21 protein-coding genes are annotated in these 18,582 nt (G+C 73.7%); 13 read left to right on the forward strand and 8 right to left on the reverse strand.

Going from position 1 to position 18,582, the window contains the following annotated elements; genetic code table 11:
* The first annotated feature begins 4 nt into the window (after positions 1–4).
* Together KUM42_RS16315 and KUM42_RS16320 are read left to right on the forward strand one after the other, a co-directional pair.
* Positions 5–517: a metallophosphoesterase gene (locus KUM42_RS16315; RefSeq protein WP_237493582.1), complete on the forward strand. Its 513-nt coding sequence runs from the start codon at positions 5–7 to the stop codon at positions 515–517.
* Positions 514–1,374, forward strand: coding sequence for a putative RNA methyltransferase (locus KUM42_RS16320; protein WP_237493583.1), 861 nt, complete (start codon positions 514–516; stop codon positions 1,372–1,374). The genes KUM42_RS16315 and KUM42_RS16320 overlap by 4 nt, the downstream gene beginning before the upstream one ends.
* An 84-nt stretch (positions 1,375–1,458) precedes the next feature.
* Here KUM42_RS16320 and KUM42_RS16325 read toward each other — a convergent pair whose 3' ends face one another.
* Entirely contained in the window at positions 1,459–1,734 is a 276-nt protein-coding gene (locus KUM42_RS16325; protein ID WP_237493584.1) for a GlsB/YeaQ/YmgE family stress response membrane protein, read from the reverse strand.
* Positions 1,735–2,033: 299 nt separating this feature from the next.
* Between KUM42_RS16325 and ctaD the strand changes: the two genes are divergently transcribed.
* On the forward strand, positions 2,034–3,794 hold the full coding sequence (gene ctaD, locus KUM42_RS16330; protein ID WP_237493585.1) for a cytochrome c oxidase subunit I: 1,761 nt from the start codon (positions 2,034–2,036) through the stop codon (positions 3,792–3,794).
* A 124-nt stretch (positions 3,795–3,918) separates the two neighbouring features.
* Positions 3,919–5,172 (forward strand): phosphoserine phosphatase SerB, encoded by a 1,254-nt coding sequence (gene serB, locus KUM42_RS16335; RefSeq protein WP_237493586.1) that lies wholly within the window; start codon positions 3,919–3,921, stop codon positions 5,170–5,172.
* A 3-nt stretch (positions 5,173–5,175) separates the two neighbouring features.
* Here the strand turns inward: serB and KUM42_RS16340 are convergent, their stop codons facing one another.
* Both KUM42_RS16340 and KUM42_RS16345 read right to left on the reverse strand, forming a co-directional pair.
* Positions 5,176–5,745, reverse strand: coding sequence for an isochorismatase family protein (locus tag KUM42_RS16340; RefSeq protein WP_237493587.1), 570 nt, complete (start codon positions 5,743–5,745; stop codon positions 5,176–5,178).
* Between the two features lie 159 nt (positions 5,746–5,904).
* Positions 5,905–7,197 (reverse strand): nicotinate phosphoribosyltransferase, encoded by a 1,293-nt coding sequence (locus KUM42_RS16345; RefSeq protein ID WP_237493588.1) that lies wholly within the window; start codon positions 7,195–7,197, stop codon positions 5,905–5,907.
* Positions 7,198–7,260: 63 nt separating this feature from the next.
* Here KUM42_RS16345 and clpS point away from each other — a divergent pair, with 63 nt between their 5' ends.
* Complete coding sequence (clpS, locus tag KUM42_RS16350; protein WP_237493589.1) at positions 7,261–7,557, forward strand: ATP-dependent Clp protease adapter ClpS; 297 nt, start codon at positions 7,261–7,263, stop codon at positions 7,555–7,557.
* Between the two features lie 4 nt (positions 7,558–7,561).
* The gene (locus KUM42_RS16355) at positions 7,562–8,059 is read left to right on the forward strand and encodes a DUF2017 family protein (protein ID WP_237493590.1); all 498 of its coding nucleotides are present in this window, start codon (positions 7,562–7,564) and stop codon (positions 8,057–8,059) included.
* Here the strand turns inward: KUM42_RS16355 and KUM42_RS16360 are convergent.
* Complete coding sequence (locus KUM42_RS16360) at positions 7,998–8,354, reverse strand: hypothetical protein (RefSeq protein WP_237493591.1); 357 nt, start codon at positions 8,352–8,354, stop codon at positions 7,998–8,000. The genes KUM42_RS16355 and KUM42_RS16360 overlap by 62 nt on opposite strands.
* 111 nt (positions 8,355–8,465) lie before the next feature.
* Between KUM42_RS16360 and KUM42_RS16365 the strand changes: the two genes are divergently transcribed.
* From KUM42_RS16365 to KUM42_RS16380, 4 genes are all read left to right on the forward strand, one after another.
* On the forward strand, positions 8,466–8,939 hold the full coding sequence (locus KUM42_RS16365; RefSeq protein WP_237493592.1) for a Mov34/MPN/PAD-1 family protein: 474 nt from the start codon (positions 8,466–8,468) through the stop codon (positions 8,937–8,939).
* 163 nt (positions 8,940–9,102) lie between these two features.
* Positions 9,103–9,381 (forward strand): MoaD/ThiS family protein, encoded by a 279-nt coding sequence (locus tag KUM42_RS16370; RefSeq protein ID WP_237493593.1) that lies wholly within the window; start codon positions 9,103–9,105, stop codon positions 9,379–9,381.
* A gap of 43 nt (positions 9,382–9,424) precedes the next feature.
* Positions 9,425–10,375 (forward strand): PLP-dependent cysteine synthase family protein, encoded by a 951-nt coding sequence (locus KUM42_RS16375; protein ID WP_237493594.1) that lies wholly within the window; start codon positions 9,425–9,427, stop codon positions 10,373–10,375.
* Positions 10,372–11,103: an HAD-IA family hydrolase gene (locus KUM42_RS16380; protein ID WP_237493595.1), complete on the forward strand. Its 732-nt coding sequence runs from the start codon at positions 10,372–10,374 to the stop codon at positions 11,101–11,103. The genes KUM42_RS16375 and KUM42_RS16380 overlap by 4 nt, the downstream gene beginning before the upstream one ends.
* Positions 11,104–11,148: 45 nt before the next feature.
* Here KUM42_RS16380 and KUM42_RS16385 read toward each other — a convergent pair whose 3' ends face one another.
* Positions 11,149–13,056 (reverse strand): GH25 family lysozyme, encoded by a 1,908-nt coding sequence (locus tag KUM42_RS16385; protein ID WP_237493596.1) that lies wholly within the window; start codon positions 13,054–13,056, stop codon positions 11,149–11,151.
* 299 nt (positions 13,057–13,355) lie between these two features.
* Here KUM42_RS16385 and murI point away from each other — a divergent pair, with 299 nt between their 5' ends.
* From murI to KUM42_RS16400, 3 genes are all read left to right on the forward strand, one after another.
* Entirely contained in the window at positions 13,356–14,189 is an 834-nt protein-coding gene (gene murI / locus KUM42_RS16390; protein ID WP_237493597.1) for a glutamate racemase, read from the forward strand.
* A complete protein-coding gene (locus tag KUM42_RS16395; protein ID WP_237493598.1) occupies positions 14,186–14,926 on the forward strand; it encodes an MBL fold metallo-hydrolase in 741 nt (246 codons plus the stop codon). The genes murI and KUM42_RS16395 overlap by 4 nt, the downstream gene beginning before the upstream one ends.
* Before the next feature lie 82 nt (positions 14,927–15,008).
* Positions 15,009–15,980 (forward strand): DNA polymerase domain-containing protein, encoded by a 972-nt coding sequence (locus tag KUM42_RS16400; RefSeq protein WP_237493599.1) that lies wholly within the window; start codon positions 15,009–15,011, stop codon positions 15,978–15,980.
* Positions 15,981–15,998: 18 nt separating this feature from the next.
* On the opposite strand, the gene gndA is transcribed toward KUM42_RS16400, so the two are convergent.
* The 3 genes from gndA to KUM42_RS16415 form a co-directional block, all read right to left on the reverse strand.
* On the reverse strand, positions 15,999–17,429 hold the full coding sequence (gene gndA, locus KUM42_RS16405; protein WP_237493600.1) for an NADP-dependent phosphogluconate dehydrogenase: 1,431 nt from the start codon (positions 17,427–17,429) through the stop codon (positions 15,999–16,001).
* A gap of 162 nt (positions 17,430–17,591) precedes the next feature.
* Entirely contained in the window at positions 17,592–18,080 is a 489-nt protein-coding gene (locus tag KUM42_RS16410; RefSeq protein ID WP_237493601.1) for a peroxiredoxin, read from the reverse strand.
* 45 nt (positions 18,081–18,125) lie between these two features.
* On the reverse strand, positions 18,126–18,530 hold the full coding sequence (locus tag KUM42_RS16415; protein ID WP_237493602.1) for a YjbQ family protein: 405 nt from the start codon (positions 18,528–18,530) through the stop codon (positions 18,126–18,128).
* Positions 18,531–18,582: the final 52 nt, after the last annotated feature.

Raw genomic sequence — 18,582 nt, forward strand, 5'->3', positions numbered from 1 at the left:
CGACGTGCCGATCTCCGTGGTGTTCCTCTCCGACACCCACGTGCCCAAGCGGGCCCGCGACCTCCCGGCCGCACTGTGGCAGCACGTCGAGGACGCCGACGTCGTCGTGCACGCCGGCGACTGGGTCGACGTGGCGCTGCTCGACGAGCTGGAGCAGCGGTCCCGGCGACTGGTGGGGGTGTACGGCAACAACGACCACGGCGCGCTGCGCGAGCGGCTGCCGGAGGTGGCCCGGGTGGAGCTGGCGGGCCTGCGGGTCGCCGTCGTCCACGAGACCGGGGCGGCCGCGGGTCGGGAGCGCCGGTGTGCCGAGCGGTTCCCCGACACCGACCTCCTGGTGTTCGGGCACAGCCACATCCCCTGGGACACCAGAGCGCCCGGCGGGCTCCGGCTGCTCAACCCGGGATCACCCACCGACCGGCGCCGGCAACCGCACGCCACGTACCTCACCGCGGTCCTGGACGGCGGCCGGATCGAGGAGCTCACCCTGCACCGGCTGCCGGTGCGCACCCGATGACGCTGCCGGAGCTGCCGGCCGCCGCGGTCGGCGTGCTGGCCTGCCCGGTCTGCCGTCAGGGCCTGGTCGTCGACGGGTCCGGGTTGCGCTGCCCCGCCGGGCACGCGTTCGACCGTGCCCGGCAGGGTCACGTGACGTTGCTCCCGGCAGGTGGCAGCCCGCACGCCGGTGACTCCGCGGCGATGGTGGCCGACCGGGCCGACTTCCTCGCCGCCGGGCACTACGCGGGCATCACCGCCGCACTCGCCGACGCGGTGCTCGCCGGTCCGCCGCCCGGCACGCTGCTCGACCTCGGCGGCGGCACCGGGGCGCACCTGGCCGGCGTGCTCGACCGGGCGCCGGACGCCGTCGGCGTGGTGCTGGACGCCTCGCGGTACGCGGCCCGCCGAGCGGCGCGGGCGCACCCGCGGGCGATGGCGGTGGTGGCGGACTCCTGGGCGGGGTGGCCCGTGCGGGACGCGGTCCTGGACCGGGTCCTCGTGGTCTTCGCGCCCCGCAACGGCGCGGAGACCGCCCGCGTGCTCGCACCGGAGGGCCGGCTGGTCGTGGTGACCCCGGCCGCCGACCACCTCGCCGAGCTCGTCGGACCACTGGGCCTGCTCACCGTGGACCCGGCCAAGGCCGACCGGCTGTCGGCGGCGCTGGAGCCGCACCTGGAGCCGGTGGCCTCCGTGGTCCACCGGGAGGTGCTGGCCCTCGACCACGCCGCGGTGCGCACGCTGGTCGGTATGGGCCCGCACGCCCGGCACCTGGCCGAGGGGGAGCTGGCCGGCCGGGTGGCCGGGCTGCCCGGGACCGTGCCGGTCACCGTGGCGGTCGACGTCAGCACCTGGCGGGTCGGCCGCGGCGGACGGTGACCGGGCGTGGACGCGCGACGAGGGCCCAGCCGGATCGGCTGGGCCCTCGTCGGGTGGTGCGGTGCCCGCGGTGCGGGCCGTGCGTCAGCGGGTGACGCGGCGCCGGCTGCCGGTCGCGAGCACGTAGACGAACAGCACGAGGATGGCGCCGAGGATCGAGGCCCACCAGCCACCGGGCCGGAACTCCAGGTTGCCGTTCGCGATCAGGTTGTAGATGCCGTTGCCGACGACGGAGCCGATGAGCCCCAGGACGAGGGTGGCGACGATGCCGAGGTCCTGCTTGCCGGGGACCACGGCGCGGGCGATCAGTCCGGCGATGAAGCCGATGACGATCGTCAGAAGGATTCCACCAAGGCTCATGTGAGACCTCCTGTGCCTGACGGCCGTGGCCGTCGTGCGCTGGACTGTCCAGCGCAAGATCATCGGTGCCCGACGGCCGCGGTCCACAAACGCGTCGACCGTCACGGCTCGGTCTCGGAACCGGCGGGTCCGGCGCCGTGTCCCCACCCACCGCCACGGCCCTGACCAGCGCGGCGGCGGCGATCGGTGGTGCACGATCTTGTGGCCACGACACCGTCTCCGGCGCGCCGTGCGGGGCGCGCCGCACCGACTCCCCAACCCGCCGTGTCAAGCCCCGCAGGACCGTCTAAGCTCCGGTCGTGACGATCGCACCCGCCCCGATCGTGAGCCGGCCCAGCCCGGCACACGAGGCCGAGAAGGGCTCGCGGCTCCTCGGACTGCTCCGCACCACGGACCACAAGACCATCGGCCTGATGTACACCACGGTGGCGTTCATCTGGTTCTTCGTCGGCGGGTTCATGGCCCTGCTGATGCGCGGTGAGCTGGCCCGGCCCGAGCTGCAGTTCCTCTCGCCCGAGCAGTACAACCAGCTGGTCACGATGCACGGCACGATCATGCTGCTGTTCTTCGCGACGCCCATGTTCTTCGCCTTCGCGAACCTGATCATGCCGCTGCAGCTCGGTGCGCCCGACGTCGCCTTCCCCCGGCTGAACGCCTTCTCCTTCTGGCTGTTCTTCTTCGGCTCGGCGATCGCGGTCTCCGGCTTCCTGACCCCCGGTGGTGCCGCCGACTTCGGCTGGTACGCCTACACCCCGCTGTCGACCGGGGCGCACAGCCCGGGCGCCGGTGGTGACCTCTGGATCGCCGGCCTGGCCGTCAGTGGTCTGGGCACGATCCTCGGTGGCGTCAATTTCATCGCCACGATCATCTGCCTGCGCGCACCGGGTCTGACGATGTTCCGGATGTCGATCTTCACCTGGGCGTCGCTGGTCACCAGCATCCTGGTCCTGCTCGCCTTCCCGATCCTGACCGCCGCGCTGATGGCGCTGCTGGCCGACCGGCACCTGGGTGCGCAGATCTTCACCGCCGCGAACGGCGGGCCGATGCTGTGGCAGCACCTCTTCTGGTTCTTCGGTCACCCCGAGGTCTACATCATCGCGTTGCCGTTCTTCGGCATCATCAGCGAGGTCATCCCGGTCTTCAGCCGCAAGCCGCTGTTCGGCTACAAGGGCATGGTCTTCGCGCTGATCGCGATCACCGCCCTGTCGCTCGCGGTGTGGGCGCACCACATGTTCGCCACCGGCGCGGTGCTGCTGCCGTTCTTCGCCTTCCTGACGTACCTGATCGCCGTCCCGACCGGCATCAAGTTCTTCAACTGGATCGGCACGATGTGGCGCGGCCAGCTCACCTTCGAGACGCCGATGCTGTTCGCGGTCGGCTTCCTCATCACCTTCCTGCTCGGTGGTCTGACCGGTGTCCTGCTGGCCAGCCCGCCGCTGGACTGGCACGTCAACGACAGCTACTTCGTCGTGGCGCACTTCCACTACGTCGTCTTCGGCACCGTGGTGTTCGCCGCCTACTCGGGCCTGTACTTCTGGTTCCCGAAGCTGTGCGGCCGCATGATGGACGAGAAGATCGGCAAGCTGCACTTCTGGCTGACCTTCATCGGCTTCCACGCCACGTTCCTCATCCAGCACTGGCTGGGCAACGAGGGCATGCCGCGTCGCTACGCCGACTACCTGCCGACCGACGGTGGCGGGTCGTTCACCACGATGCACACGATCTCCACGATCGGTTCGTTCATCCTGGGTGCCTCGGTGATCCCCTTCGTCTACAACGTCGTCAAGTCGTGGAAGCACGGCCGGCTGGCGCTGCGGGACGACCCCTGGGGCCACGGCAACTCGCTGGAGTGGGCCACGTCCTCTCCGCCGCCGCGGCACAACTTCACCGAGATCCCGCGGATCCGCTCGGAGCGCCCGGCGTTCGAGCTGCACTACCCGCACCTGCGGGACCGGATGGAGATGGAGGCCCACGCGGGCAAGGGCCACGGGCCCTACGCCGGCGAGGCCGGTCTCACCGGTGGCAGCCGAGCAGGCGCCAACGACAAGGACCCGACCTGATCGGTCGGACCAGCACAGGAACGCCCCGTCGGCCACTGGCCGGCGGGGCGTTCCCGTGTCCGGGGCCGGTCCACCCGCGCAGGGTCCCCGCCCCGGTGCGCGGCCGGTCCGGCACGATGACCGCGTGACCGACCGCGCCGCCGCCCCCGCGCCGACCGACCTCCTCGACGCCTCGGCCGAGCCCGGCCCCGAGGGGGCGCTGCTGACCGTCACCGGAGCCGACCGGCCGGGGGTGACCGCCACCCTCTTCGCCGCACTGGAGGGGCTGGGCGCGGAGGTCGTCGAGGTGGTCGACGTCGAGCAGGTGGTGGTGCACGGCCAGCTGGTGCTCGGGGTGGTGGTGCGCGGTCCGGGCGCCGCTGCGGCCGGGCCGCTCGCCGGGCGGCTGGCCGCCACGGCCGCACAGGTGGCCCACGCGACCGGCATGACCGTGACCGTCGAGCCGGCCACCGCGACCGTGGCGCCCGAGCGCGGGCCCCGCCACCACGTGACCGTGCTGGGCCGGCCCGTGCCGCCGGCCGCGGTCGCCGGCGCCGCGCACGCCATCGCCGAGGTCGGCGGCAACATCGAGGCAGTCCGCCGGCTGTCGGACTACCCGGTCACCAGCTTCGAGCTCACCGTCTCCGGCGCCGGGTCGACGGAGCTGCGCACCGCTCTCGGTGCGGTGGCCGCCCGCACCGGCACCGACGTCGCGGTCGAGCAGGCGGGCCTGGTGCGCCGGAGCAAGCGGCTGATCGTGCTCGACGTCGACTCGACCCTGGTGCGCGGCGAGGTCATCGACGAGCTCGCCGCGCGTGCCGGCCGGGCCGAGGAGGTCGCCGGGATCACCGCGGCGGCGATGAACGGCGAGCTGGACTTCGAGCAGTCGCTGCGGGCCCGGGTCGCCCTGCTGGCCGGCCTGCCCGTCGGCGTCCTGGACGAGGTGCGCGAGCAGCTGGTGCTCACCCCGGGGGCGCGCACACTGATCCGCACCCTGCAACGACTGGGCTTCCGGTGCGGGATCGTCAGCGGTGGGTTCACGCAGATCACCGACCCGCTCGCCGAGGCGCTGGGGCTGGACTTCGCCGCCGCCAACACCCTGGAGGTCGCCGACGGGCGGCTCACCGGCGGGCTGGTGGGGGAGATCGTCGACCGGGCGGGCAAGGCCCGGGCCCTGGCCCGGTTCGCGGCCGCATACGGCATCCCGCTGGAGCAGACCGTGGCCGTGGGCGACGGCGCCAACGACCTGGACATGCTGGCCGCCGCCGGCCTGGGCATCGCCTTCAACGCCAAGCCCGTGGTCCGCGAGCAGGCCAACGCGGCGCTGAACCAGCCCTACCTGGACGCGGTGCTGCAGGTGCTCGGCTTCACCCGCGACGAGGTGCTCGACGCGGGCTGAGGGTCAGCCGGCCTGCGCGACCGTGCCCTCGAGCTGGACCCCGGCCGCCCGGAGCTGGTCCAGGGCGGCGGCCGTGGTGGCCTCGGCGACGCCGGCGGTCAGGTGCAGCAGCACCCGGGTGGAGAGCCCGGCGCCGACGGCGTCCAGGGCGGTGGCCCGCACGCAGTGGTCGGTGGCGATGCCCACCACGTCGACGGCGTCCACGTCGTGGGCGCGCAGCCAGTCGGCCAGGCCCTGCCCGTCGTAGGAGCCCTCGAAGCCGGAGTAGGCCGCCGCGTACTCGCCCTTGTCGAAGACCGCCTCGATCGGCCGCCGGTCCAGGTCGGAGTGCAGCTCGACCCCGGAGGTGCCGACGACGCAGTGCGCCGGCCAGGTGTCCAGGAAGTCCGGGGTGGGGGAGAAGTGCGCGCCCGGGTCGACGTGGTGGTCCCGGGTGGCGACCACGTGGTCGTAGCCACCCGCGGCGGCGTGGGCGCTGATGGCCCGGGCCACGGCGGTCCCACCGTTCACCGCGAGACTGCCGCCCTCGCAGAAGTCGTTCTGCACGTCCACGATCACCAGAGCTCGTGTCATCCACCCATCCTGCCCGGCAGCACCCCGTCCCCGCGACCGTTCCCGTTCCGCCCGGTCCACGCCGAGGGCAGCGTCCGGTCCCCGGCAGCGCCCTGCGAACGGCAGCGAGTCCGGCCCCCGCACCGAGTGTGCGAGGCGTGGGGGCAGGGGGGTCCCTCGTCAGGCCGTGACGGTGTCGATCGCCGGCTCGCCGCGGGAGAGCGACCAGGCCTCGGCCGGCAGCGTGACCCGCACCCGCTCGTGCACCGCCCGGGCGGCGGCCAGCGTCTGCGCCGGGCTCCTCGGGTCGACCACCTCGCCACCGCGCACCAGGGGCACGAGCAGCTCCCGGTCGTGCGGGGCCGCGGTCACCGTCCCGGGGGTGACGACCTCGGCGGTCGCCGTCCCGTCGGCGTCGTGCCGCCGGACGGCGGACTTGCGGCCTCCCACCGAGCGCTTGCCCTCGGAGTTCTTGGCCACCGGGACGCCGTCCCGCTCGACCAGCTTGTAGACCATCCCGACGGTGGGGGAGCCCGACCCGGTGACCAGCGACGTGCCCACCCCGTACCCGTCGACCGGGGCGACGGCAAGGGCGGCGATCGCGTACTCGTCGAGGTCACTGGTGACGATGACCCGGGTGGCCGTGTTGCCCAGGGAGTCCAGCAGCTCGCGCGCCCGGGTGGCCTCGATCGCCAGGTCGCCGGAGTCCAGCCGGACCGCACCCAGCTGCGGTCCGGCGACCTCGACCGCCGTCCGGATGCCCTGCTCGGTGTCGTAGGTGTCGACCAGCAGCGTCGTCCCGGTGCCCAGGGTGGCCAGCTGTGCCCGGAAGGCGGCGGCCTCGTCGTCGTGCAGCAGGGTGAAGGCGTGCGCGCTGGTGCCGGTCGTCGGGATGCCGTACCGGGCCCCGGCGGCCAGGTTCGACGTCGCGGAGAACCCGACCAGGGCCGCGGCCCGGGCGGCGGCCACGGCGGACTCCTCGTGCGTACGCCGTGAGCCCATCTCGATGCACGGGCGGCCTGCGGCGGCACCGATCATCCGGGCGCCGGCCGCGGCGATGGCGCTGTCGTGGTTGAGGATCGACAGCGCGAGGGTCTCCAGCAGCACGGCCTGCCCGAACGGCGCCCGCACGGTGAGCACCGGCGAGCCGGGGAAGTAGACGTCGCCCTCGGCGTAGCCGTCGACGTCCCCGGTGAACCGGAAGGCGGCCAGGTGGTCCAGCAGCCGCGGGTCGTCGATGCCCTGGTTGGCCAGTGCCGCGAGCTCCGCGTCGCCGAAGCGGAAGTCCGGCAGCGCCTCCAGCAGGCGGCCGGTGCCGGCGAGGACCCCGTAGCGGCGGCCGTGCGGCAGGCGGCGGGCGAACACCTCGAAGACGCAGTCGCGCTCCGCGGTGCCGTCGGCCAGGGCGGCCGCGAGCATCGTCAGCTCGTAGCGGTCGGTGAGCAGCGCGGGGCTGAGCGGGCTCGGCGACATGGACGCAGACGATAGGTGGCCGGTGTCCGCGCCGCCCGGGGGGAGTCGTCCTAGAGTGATCACGTGGCCGGACCGCTCGCGCCGGTGTGGACGCCGGAGACCGTCAGCCGGGAGGAGTCCGACCTCGACCGCCCCTGGGTGACCGTGGTGTGGGACGACCCGGTGAACCTGATGACCTACGTGACCTTCGTGCTGCAGGAGCTGTTCGGCTACGACGAGGCCACCGCCACGAAGCTGATGCTGCAGGTGCACCACGAGGGCAAGGCGGTCGTCAGCTCCGGTCCGCGGGAGCGGATGGAGCACGACACGAACCGGCTGCACGCCTACGGCCTGTGGGCCACCTACCAGAAGGACGCGTGACGGCGTGAGGCCCTTCCGGCGCAAGGGTGAGGTCCTGGTGGCCAAGCTGGCGGCGGCCGAGGTGGGCATCGTGGGCCTGCTGCTCGACCAGCTCGAGCAGCTGCTGGCCGCGGACCCCGACGACATCGGGGGCGACCCGGTGGTCGAGCGGCTGCTGCCCCCCGGCCACGTCGGCGACCCCGAGATCGCCGCCGACTACCGCGACCTGACCGAGGCCGGGCTGCGCAGCGGCAAGGCCGACGACCTGGCCCTGGTGCGGGCGACCCTGCCCCTCGACGGCGGGGAGGTGCGGCTGGACGCCGACCAGGCCCGCGCCTGGCTGCGCACCACCAACGACCTGCGGCTCGCGCTGGGCACCCGGCTCGGGATCACCGCCGAGTCCGAGCCGCCGGCCGACCCGTTCGGAGACGAGGGGTCCCAGCTGGCCGTCTACCACTGGCTCACCGCCGTGCAGGGCTCGCTGATCGACGCGCTGGTCGCCGGCCGCGGCGGCCGGAGATGAGCAGCAGCAGGGCCGCCACGAGCATGTCGGCGGCGAAGAACACGTAGACCAGGCTCGGCAACGTCCGGTGCCGTAGCAGCCCGCCGATGCAGGCCACCAGGGTCACGCCGGACAGTGCGAGCAGGAGCAGCAGCCCCAGCAGCCGGCCCAGCACCAGCAGGGCCAGCTCCACCCGGTCGACGCGCTCGGACAGGCTGGACCGCCCGGAGCGGTCCCGCACCCGGCGGACGCCCAGGACCAGGGCGGGCACCGGCAGCAGGAGCACTCCCGCCACCATCACGGCCTCGACCACCACGGTGCCCGACGTTAGCGGTCCGGCCCCGCGCCGTGACCGGCAGCAGCCGCCGGGTCACCCGCCCGGGAGGGGAGCGGACCGGTCCGCCGGGGCGCGGCCTAGACTGCACCCGTGCTGCGCATCGACCGCGCGACCTACGACGCCATCGTGGCCCACTCGCGCCGGGACCACCCGGACGAGGCCTGTGGCGTCGTCGCCGGTCCCGAGGGCAGTGACCGGCCCGAGCGGCACATCCCGATGCTGAACGCGGCCCGCTCGCCCACGTTCTACGAGTTCGACAGCGCGGACCTCCTGCGGCTCTACCGCGACATGGACGACCGCGACGAGGTCCCGGTCGTCATCTACCACTCGCACACCGCCACCGAGGCCCGCCCCTCGCGCACCGACATCAGCTACGCCTCCGAGCCCGAGGCGCACTACGTCCTGGTGTCCACCCGCGAGCACGGCACGCAGACCGGTCTGGCCGGTGACGACGTCGAGTTCCGGAGCTTCCGGATCGTCGACGGTCAGGTCACCGAGGAGGACGTCGACGTCGTCGAGTCCTACCTGTTCGGCCACTCGCCGACCACCGTCGTCTACGAGTAAGGACCCCCTCGCCCCCCACGACGCGCTCCGCGCGCCGCGGGGCCCCGCGAGGAGGCCGGCCGCCGGAATCGGCGGGTGCGGCCTGGCGTTCCTCTGCACAGTCGTCACATCCGCGCGCGCTGCGCGCCGTTCGTCACCCCGTCACCGAAGGAGCAGCACCCCCATGGCCATCCAGGTCCGCATCCCGACCATCCTGCGCACCCACACCGGCGGCAACAAGACCGTCGAGGGCAGCGGCGCCACGCTCGGCGCGCTCGTCGACGACATCGACACCCAGCACCCCGGGATCAAGAACCGCCTGGTCACCGAGGAGGGCAAGCTGCACCGCTTCGTCAACGTCTACGTCAACGACGAGGACGTGCGCTTCACCGGTGCCCTCGACACCGCCGTCAAGGACGGCGACTCGGTGACGATCCTCCCCGCGGTCGCCGGCGGCTGCTGACCGGGCCTCCCCGCCCGGCACCCACTCCCCAGGAGACCCGCTCATGGCCCGCTTCGCCTCCCTCGTCGACTCCCTCGGCAACACCCCGCTGGTGGGTCTGCCGTCGCTGTCGCCCACCCCTGACGTGCGGCTGTGGGCCAAGCTCGAGGACCACAACCCCACCGGTTCGATCAAGGACCGCGCCGCGATCGCGATGATCGACGCGGCGGAGAAGGAGGGGCGGCTCCACCCGGGCAGCACCATCCTGGAGCCCACCAGCGGCAACACCGGCATCTCGCTGGCCATGGTCGCCCGCCAGCGCGGCTACCAGCTGATCTGCGTGATGCCGGAGAACACCTCCATCGAGCGGCGTCAGCTGCTGGAGATGTACGGGGCGCAGATCATCAGCTCCCCGGCCGCCGGTGGCAGCAACCAGGCCGTCGCGGTCGCCAAGGGCCTCGCCGCGGAGCACGAGGACTGGGTGATGCTGTACCAGTACGGCAACCCGGCCAACGCCGAGGCGCACTACACCGGCACCGGCCCGGAGATCCTGGCCGACATGCCCTCGATCACCCACTTCGTCGCCGGCCTGGGCACCACCGGCACGCTGATGGGCGTCTCCCGCTTCCTGCGCGAGCACAAGCCCGACGTCCAGGTGATCGCCGCCGAGCCGCGCTACGGCGAGCTGGTCTACGGGCTGCGCAACATCGACGAGGGCTTCATCCCCGAGCTCTACGACGCCTCGCTGCTGGACTCCCGCTTCTCGGTCGGCCCGGACGACGCCGTCCACCGCACCCGCCAGCTGGTCGAGCGCGAGGGGATCTTCGCCGGCATCTCGACCGGGGCGATCCTGCACGCCGCGCTGGGCATCGCGGACAAGGAGGTCGCGGCCGGCCGGAAGGCCGACATCGTCTTCATCGTCTGCGACGGCGGGTGGAAGTACCTGTCCACCGGTGCCTACGCCGGCACCCTCGACGAGGCCTCGGCCGCGCTCGAGGGCCAGCTCTGGGCATGACGGACCCTCTCGCCCCCCACCACTCGCCGGCCCGCGGTGGGCTCCTGCACGGGGGCCAGGGGGACTCGACGCCCGAGGGCGGCGTCCTCCTGAGGGCGGAGGGGCTGCTGTTCGACAACGACGGCGTGCTGGTCGACTCCGAGGTCGGGGTCGAGCGCGCCTGGACGCGCTGGGCGCTGGCGTACGACCTGGACCCGGTCGAGGTGCTCCTCGCCGTCCCCGGCCGCCGCGCCGCCGACACGGTCGCCCTGTTCACCGCACCCGGCGAGGTGCCCGAGGCGGTCGCGACCATCACCCGCTTCGAGCTCGAGGACGTCGCCGGCACCACCGCCGTCCCCGGGGTGCTGGACCTCGTGCCGCAGCTCGACGGCGTCCCGTGGGCGGTCGTGACCTCCGGGGTGCGTGCGCTGGCGACCGCCCGGCTCGTGGCCGCCGGGGTGCCGCTGCCGGAGGTCGTGGTCACCGCCGAGGACGTCACGGCCGGCAAGCCGCACCCGGAGCCCTACCTCACCGGCGCCACCCGGCTCGGGCTGCCGCCGGCCGACCTGGTCGTCCTGGAGGACAGCCCCAGCGGCATCGCCGCCGGGCTGGCCGCCGGCTGCACGGTGCTGGGCATCGGCGAGCTCGCGCTGGAGACCGCCGCGCGCGTCGTCGTCCGCGACCTCACCGGCGCGCGCTGGACCGGCGAGGGTCTCCTGCTGCCCGCCACCACGCTGCTGCGCTCCTGACGGCCGGCCTCCCCGCTCCACGAGCGGGGAGGCCGACGCCACCGGTCAGTGGTAGAGCGAGGCCCAGAGCGGACGGTTGCCGTCGTAGAGGACGACGTTGCCGTCCTCCTGCACGACCAGCCGGTTGTTCGACCCCGACCGCCAGGTGTTGGTGTTCCACAGCGGCCGCCCGTCGGCGGCGTAGAGCACCAGGTTGCCGTCGCGCTGCAGGTCCAGGTGGGTGCCGGCGTTGACGTAGGTGCCGCTGGACCACACGGCGCGGCCGTTGTCGTACTCGACCAGGTTGCCGTCGGGCTGCAGGTCCAGCCGGTAGCGGTAGCCGGGGCTGTGCAGGCTCTGGCCGGGGGTGAGCCCGGCGCCGGCGGTCAGCGTGTCGCTGCCCGGGGCCCCGTTGCTCCAGACGGCGCGGGTGCCGCTGTAGAGCACCACGTTGCCGTCGTCCTGCACGACCAGCCGGTTGTTCGAGCCGCTGCCGTAGGTGCCGCTGTTCCACAGCGGGCGCCCGTCGGCGGAGTAGAGCACCAGGTTGCCGTCGGGCTGCAGGTCCAGGTGGACGTTCGCGTAGGGGTAGGTGCGCGTCGACCACAGCGCCCGGCCGTTGCCGTACTCGACGAGGTTGCCGTCGGCCTGCACGTCCAGGCGGTACTGGAACGAGGGGCTGTGCAGGGTCTGCCCCGGGGCGAGCGCCGCACCCGAGCTGAGCGTGTCGCTGCCGGGGGCGCCGTTGCTCCACAGCACGCGGGAGCCGTTGGTCAGCACGATGTTGCCGTCGTCCTGGACGGCGAGCCGGGCGCCGCTGCCACTGCCGTAGGTGCCGGTGCTCCACAGCGGGCGGCCGGCGCCGGAGTAGAGCACCAGGTTGCCGTCGGGCTGCAGGTCGAGCCGGACCCTGGAGTTGCCGTAGGTGCGGGTCGACCACAGCGCCCGGCCGTTGCCGTACTCGACCAGGTTGCCGTCGGCCTGCACGTCGAGCCGGTACTGCTGACTGGGCGAGAACAGCGACCGGCCCGTGGCGAGCGTGGCCGGTGCCGTCAGCGGGCCGGAGGTGACCCGCTCGGCCAGTGCGGCCGGGTCGGTGCCGTTGAACCGGTCGAGGTCGACGGGCGAGTCGACCCCGGCCACCGTGCCGGTCTGGCTGTACTGCCACAGGTCCCAGCTGCTCCACCCGCCGAAGAGGGTCGGGGCAGGGGCGTCGGTGTAGTTCGCCACCCAGAGCGGGTGGTCGACGAAGGCGGTGGTGCCCCCCATCTTGGTGTTCCAGAAGTCGGGGCTGCTGTAGATCATCGGCACGATGCCGGTGGTCCGTTGCAGCCGGTCGAGGAACGTCTGCGTCCACAGCGCCAGCTGGGCCGGTGGCAGGTCACCGGTCGCCTCCAGGTCCACCACGGGCGGCAGGTCGAGGGGCAGTCCCTTGACGGCTGCGGCGAACTGGTCGGCCTGGACGACGGCCGGGTTCTGCGGCCGGGCGAAGACGTAGGCGCCGACGGTGAGCCCGGCTGCGTCGGCGCCCTCGACGTCCGCGGTCAGGTTCGGGTTCGTGTAGAGCACCGGCTGGTGGGTGGCGTCGTCGGTGTAGTACTCGGTGGCCTTCACCACCGCGAACCGCTGGCCACTGGCGGCCACCTCCGCCCAGTCGATGGCTGCGCCGTTCGGGTGCTGGAAGCTGGCGACGTCGATCCCGGGCAGGGTGGTGGCGGCGACCTCAGCACCTCCGGCCGCCTGCACGGTGGTGCCCGCCGTCGCCGGCACCCGCACCTTCGCGGCCGGCGTGCGGACGGCGTCCGGGCTGTCGGCGGGCATCATGCTCTCCGCCGGGCCACCGGCGACGGGGCCGGCGGTGTCGGCCCGGGCGGCCGGGGCGGAGGCGAACCCGGCCCCACCGGCCACCAGGGCGCTGCTGACGGCGAGAGCGGCCAGCAGTGCTGTGCGCGACGGCCGTGATCGGTTGGGCATCGGGGCGTGCTCCAAGGGGTCGGGCGCGGTCCTGCACTGCGCCGGCGAGGTGCTCGGTGGTCGAGCCGCACAGGTCGGGCGCGGGAGCGGCCGGTGTCCGGGGACGCGATCGTCACACGGGGAGATGTGAAACGGACTGCTTCGTCTCGACTCGGCTGATCTTCGGCAGGTCCTGACGACCCCGGGGGTCGTGCTTCGTGGCCGGGCACGACGATCCGGTCGGCACCGCCACTGGCAGGTCGTCGAGGCTCCGCGCTGCTGGGCACCTGTCGGACCCGCTCGCTAGCCTGGCCGACGAGATGAACAGCCACGCGACGACGCCAGGGGCGGATGCGCCCATCGGGATCTTCGACTCCGGGGTCGGCGGGCTCACCGTCGCCCGGGCGGTGCTCGACCAGCTGCCGCACGAGTCGATCCGCTACGTCGGCGACACCGCGCACAGCCCCTACGGGCCGCTGCCGATCGCCGAGGTTCGCCGGCACTCCCTCGCCGTGATGGACGACCTGGTCGCCGCCGGGGTGAAGATGCTGGTCATCGCCTGCAACTCCGCCAGCGCCGCCTGCCTGGGCGATGCCCGCGAGCGCTACGACGTGCCGGTCGTGGAGGTGGTGCTGCCGGCGGTGCGCCGCGCGACGGCCGCCACCCGCACCGGGCGGATCGGGGTGATCGGGACGACGGCGACGATCACCAGCGGCGCCTACGAGGACGCCTTCGCCGCGGCCCCGCAGGTCACCGTCACCAGTGCGGCCTGCCCCAGCTTCGTCGACTTCGTCGAGCGCGGGACGACCAGCGGCCGGCAGCTGGTCGGGCTGGCGCAGTCCTACCTGGACCCGCTGCTGGCCGCCGACGTCGACACCGTCGTGCTGGGCTGCACGCACTACCCGCTGCTCACCGGCGTGCTGTCGCTGGTGCTCGGCGAGGGGGTCACCCTGGTGTCGAGTGCGGAGGAGACGGCCAAGGACGTCTACCGCGTGCTCACCCGCACCGACCTGCTCCGCGATCCCGACGGCCCGCCGCCGGTGCACCGCTTCCTGGCCACCGGGGACCCGGAGCCCTTCGCCCGGCTCGGCCGGCGCTTCCTCGGCCCCGAGGTCGACGAGGTGCTGCAGGCCGGTCGGGGGGCGGCGGCGTGAGGCTCACCGTCGTCGGGTGCTCCGGCAGCGCCCCGGGGCCGGCGTCCCCGGCGTCCTGCTACCTGGTGGAGCACGAGGAGTTCGCGCTGCTGCTGGACCTGGGCAGCGGTGCCTTCGGCGCACTCCAGGCGGTCACCGATCCCGGGCTGGTCGACGCCGTCTACCTCAGCCACCTGCACGCCGACCACTGCCTGGACGTCGCGCCGTTCGTGGTGTGGCACCGCTACTCGGGGCGCGCGGACGGCCGGACGGTGCCGCTGTTCGCGCCGGTCGGCGCCGACCGCCGGCTGGCACTGGCCTACGACCCCGACGGCGGGTCGATCGACGACGTGTTCGACGTGACCGCGATCGGTGCCGGGACCTGGCGGCTCGGCCCCTTCGAGGTCACGACCGTGCGCACCCAGCACCCCGTCGAGTGCCACGCCGTGCGGCTGAGCGCCGGCGGCCGGTCGCTGGTCTACACCGGCGACACCGGTCCGAGTGCCGACGTCGTCGAGCTGGCCCGCGGCGCCGACGTGCTGCTGGCCGAGGCGGCGCACCCCGACGTCCCCGGTCTGCCCGACGGACTGCACCTGACCGGACGGCAGGCCGGCGAGCACGCCGCCGCGGCCGGGGTGGGCCGGCTGCTCGTCACCCACGTGCCGGCCTGGGTGGACGCCGACGCGCAGCTGGCCGCTGCCCGCGCCGTCTTCCCGGCCAGCGAGCTCGCCCGGCACGCCGCGGTCTACGACATCTGAAGGAGGACTCCCGTGCGCCCCGGCACGGGGGCCGAGGGGTCTGGAGGTTGCCGCGGTCGCCGGAGCGGGGCACGGTGACCGGGTGGCCACCGCGGAGGAACGGGACGGCGTTCGGCTGAGCAGCCTGGACTCACCGCTCGGCGACGGGCTCGGGGTGACCAAGCGCGACCTGGTCGACCACCTCGACGCCTTCGCCGACCGGCTGGTGCCGCTGCTCGCCGGCCGGCCGCTGACGGTGAAGCGGGTGCGGCCCGGCGCCGAGCCGTTCATCCAGCGCGACGTGCCCAAGGGCGCCCCGGAGTGGGTGCGCACCGTGGCCACCTGGAGCGACCGGGCGCACCGCGAGGTCCACCAGGTGCTCTGCGAGGACCGCCGCACGCTGCTGTGGCTGGGCAACCAGCGCGCGGTGGAGCTGCACGTGCCCTTCAGTCGGGTGGACGACGAGCAGCCCACCGGCCTGGTGCTCGACCTGGACCCGCCCGACGGCGCGGACTTCGCCGTGGTCGTGGCCACGGCGCTGCTCGCCCGCCGGGCGTTGGCCGACGCGGGCCTGAGCGGGGCGGTGAAGACCAGCGGGTCCACCGGGCTGCACGTCGTCGTCCCGGTGCACGGCTCACCCGCCGAGGACGTCGCCGCCGCCACCCGGGCACTGGCGGCCCGCACCGCGGCCCTGGACCCGGAGCTGGCGACCACCGCCTACGTCGTCGCCGAGCGGGGGGACCGGGCCTTCGTCGACTCGACCCGCTCCGGCCGGGGCACGATCGCCGTCGCCTACAGCCCGCGGCTGCGGCCCGGGCTGCCGGTGTCCACCCCGGTGGGCTGGGACGAGCTGTCGGACTGGGACGACGCGACGGGCATCCGGCCCGGCACCGTCACCGTGGGCACCGCGCGGGAGCGGTTCGGCGACACCGACCCCTGGGCCGCCGCGCAGCCGGCACCCCAGCAGCTGCCCGCCGACCTGGTCGCGGAGGGCCACACCATCCCGGTCGCCCGCGTCGCGGCCATGCACGAGGGGAAGCGCCGGGCCCGCGCCGCCCGGGAGGCCGGCTCGTGAGCCGGCCTCCCGGGGTGCTCAGGCGCTGACCTCGCGGCCGTCCTCGCCCCACATCGTGTGGAACGCGCCGTCCTTGTCGGTGCGCAGGTAGGTGTGCGCCCCGAAGAGGTCACGCAGCCCCTGGATGAGCGCCGCCGGCAGCCGCTCGGCGCGCAGGCCGTCGTAGTAGGCCAGCGCGCTGGCGAACCCGGGCACCGGGACGCCGTTGCGTGCGGCCCCGGCGACGACCTGCCGCCAGCCCTCCTGGCCCTCGCTCACCGCGCCGCGGAAGTAGTCGTTGGTGAGCAGCGTCGTCACGTCGGGCTCGTCGGTGAACACCTGGGCGATCCGGTCGAGGAAGTCGGCCCGGATGATGCAGCCGCCGCGCCAGATCCGGGCCAGCGCGGCCCGGTCGATGTCCCAGCCGTACTGGTCGGCGCCGGCGGTGATCTGGTCGAAGCCCTGCGCGTAGGCGACCACCTTGGACGCATACAGCGCCTGGCGGACCGACTCGACGAAGCCGTCGCGGTCCTCGATCTCCCAGGTGGTGCCCGGCCCGGGCAGCACCTGCTGCGCCGCCCGCCGCTGCTCGCGGTGACCGGACAGCGCCCGGGCGAAGACCGCCTCGGCGATCCCGCTGACCGGCACCCCGAGGTCGAGCGCGGACTGCACCGTCCAGCGGCCGGTGCCCTTCTGCTCGGCCTCGTCGAGCACGACGTCGACGAACGGGGCGCCGGTCTCGGCGTCGGTGTGCCGCAGCACCTGGGCGGTGATCTCGATCAGGTAGCTGGACAGGTCGCCGTCGTTCCAGCCGGCGAAGACGTCGCCGATCTCGGCCGGGGAGAGGCCGAGACCCTGGCGCAGCAGGTCGTAGGCCTCGGCGATGAGCTGCATGTCGGCGTACTCGATGCCGTTGTGCACCATCTTCACGAAGTGCCCGGCGCCGCTCTCGCCCACGTGGGTGCAGCACGGCTCGCCGTCGACGACGGCCGCGATCGACTCCAGCAGCGGGCCGACCAGCTCGTAGGCCTCGGCCGAGCCGCCGGGCATGATGCTCGGCCCGTTGAGGGCGCCCTCCTCGCCACCGCTGATGCCGGTGCCGACGAAGTGCAGGCCCTTCCCGGCGAGGGCCTCGGTGCGCCGCACGGTGTCGGTGAACAGGGCGTTGCCGCCGTCCATCAGCACGTCGCCCTCGTCGAGCAGCGGGGCGATCTCGTCGATCACGGCGTCGGTCGGGGCGCCGGCCTTGACCATGATGATGATCTTGCGCGGCCGCTGCAGGGTCTGGACGAACTCGGCGACGGAGCCGGTGGGGACGAGGTCGCCCTCGCTGCCGTGGGCTTCCACCAGGGCGTCGGTGCGCCCCTGGCTGCGGTTGTGGAGCACGACCTGGTGGCCGTGCCGGGCCAGGTTGCGGGCGAGGTTGGCGCCCATGACGGCGAGCCCGGTGACGCCGATCTGATCACTCATGCCCCGACCCTGCCCGACCCGCCGACGTCCTGCCAGGGCCTGCCGCACCCAGGGACCACCAGGACCATCCGGCCTCGCCGTCGGCCCCGGTCCTCCGGCGGTCCGGCCCCGTCCAGAGGCTCGCCGCGAGCCTGCGAGTGGTGAGGGGGACGGGGTCCTTCCTCAGGCGATGCCGAGGTCGCGCATCAGCTTGGCGACGTGGCCGGTGGCCTTGACGTTGTAGGAGGCCTTCTCGACCAGGCCCTCGGCGTCGACGATGAAGGTCGACCGGATGACGCCGACGACGTCCTTGCCGTAGAGCTTCTTCGGGCCGTACGCGCCGTAGGCGCCGAGCACGGTCTTCTCGGGGTCGGAGACGAGGGTGATCTGGAGGCCCTCCTTCTCCCGGAAGGTGAGCAGCTTGTCCGGGGCGTCGGGGGAGATGCCGATGATGTCGAGCCCGGCCTCGGCGAGGTCGCCGGCGGCAGCGGTGAAGTCGACCGCCTGGGTGGTGCAGCCGGGCGTGAGCGCCGCCGGGTAGCAGTAGACGATCACGCGCCGGCCCCGGTAGGAGGCCAGCGAGACGGGCGTGCCGTCGGCGTCGGGCAGGGTGAACTCCGGCGCCGGGTCACCGGGCGCGAGGCGGACGGGGGCGACGCTCGTCTCGGTCATGGGCGCATCTTCCCGCATCCCGGGCGCGGGGGCCGAACCGGCTGGTCAGCCGGCCAGGAAGCTGAACCGCACGTGCCGCGTCGGGTTGTCGATGTTGGTGTCGACGAAGCAGATCCGCTGCCAGGTGCCCAGGGCCATCCGCCCCTCGAGCACCGGCACCGTCGCGTGCGGCGGGACGAAGGCCGGCAGCACGTGGTCGCGGCCGTGGCCGGAGGCGCCGTGGCGGTGGCGCCACCGGTCGTCGCGGGGGAGCAGCATGTCCAGCTGGGCCAGCAGGTCGTCGTCGCTGCCCGCGCCGGTCTCGATGATCGCGATCCCGGCGGTCGCGTGCGGGACGAACACCTGCAGCAGCCCGTCGCCCTCGTGGCGCACGAACTCCGCGCACTCGTCGGTCAGGTCGACCACCGAGGGGACGCCCCCGGTGCGCACGGCTCGCAGCTCCGATCGCATGCCCGAGAGCCTCGCAGAGGTCACCGTTGTGCGCTCACGGCTGTCTCCGGCC

It is taken from the genome of Modestobacter sp. L9-4, from assembly GCF_019112525.1.
Taxonomy (GTDB): Bacteria; Actinomycetota; Actinomycetes; order Mycobacteriales; family Geodermatophilaceae; genus Modestobacter.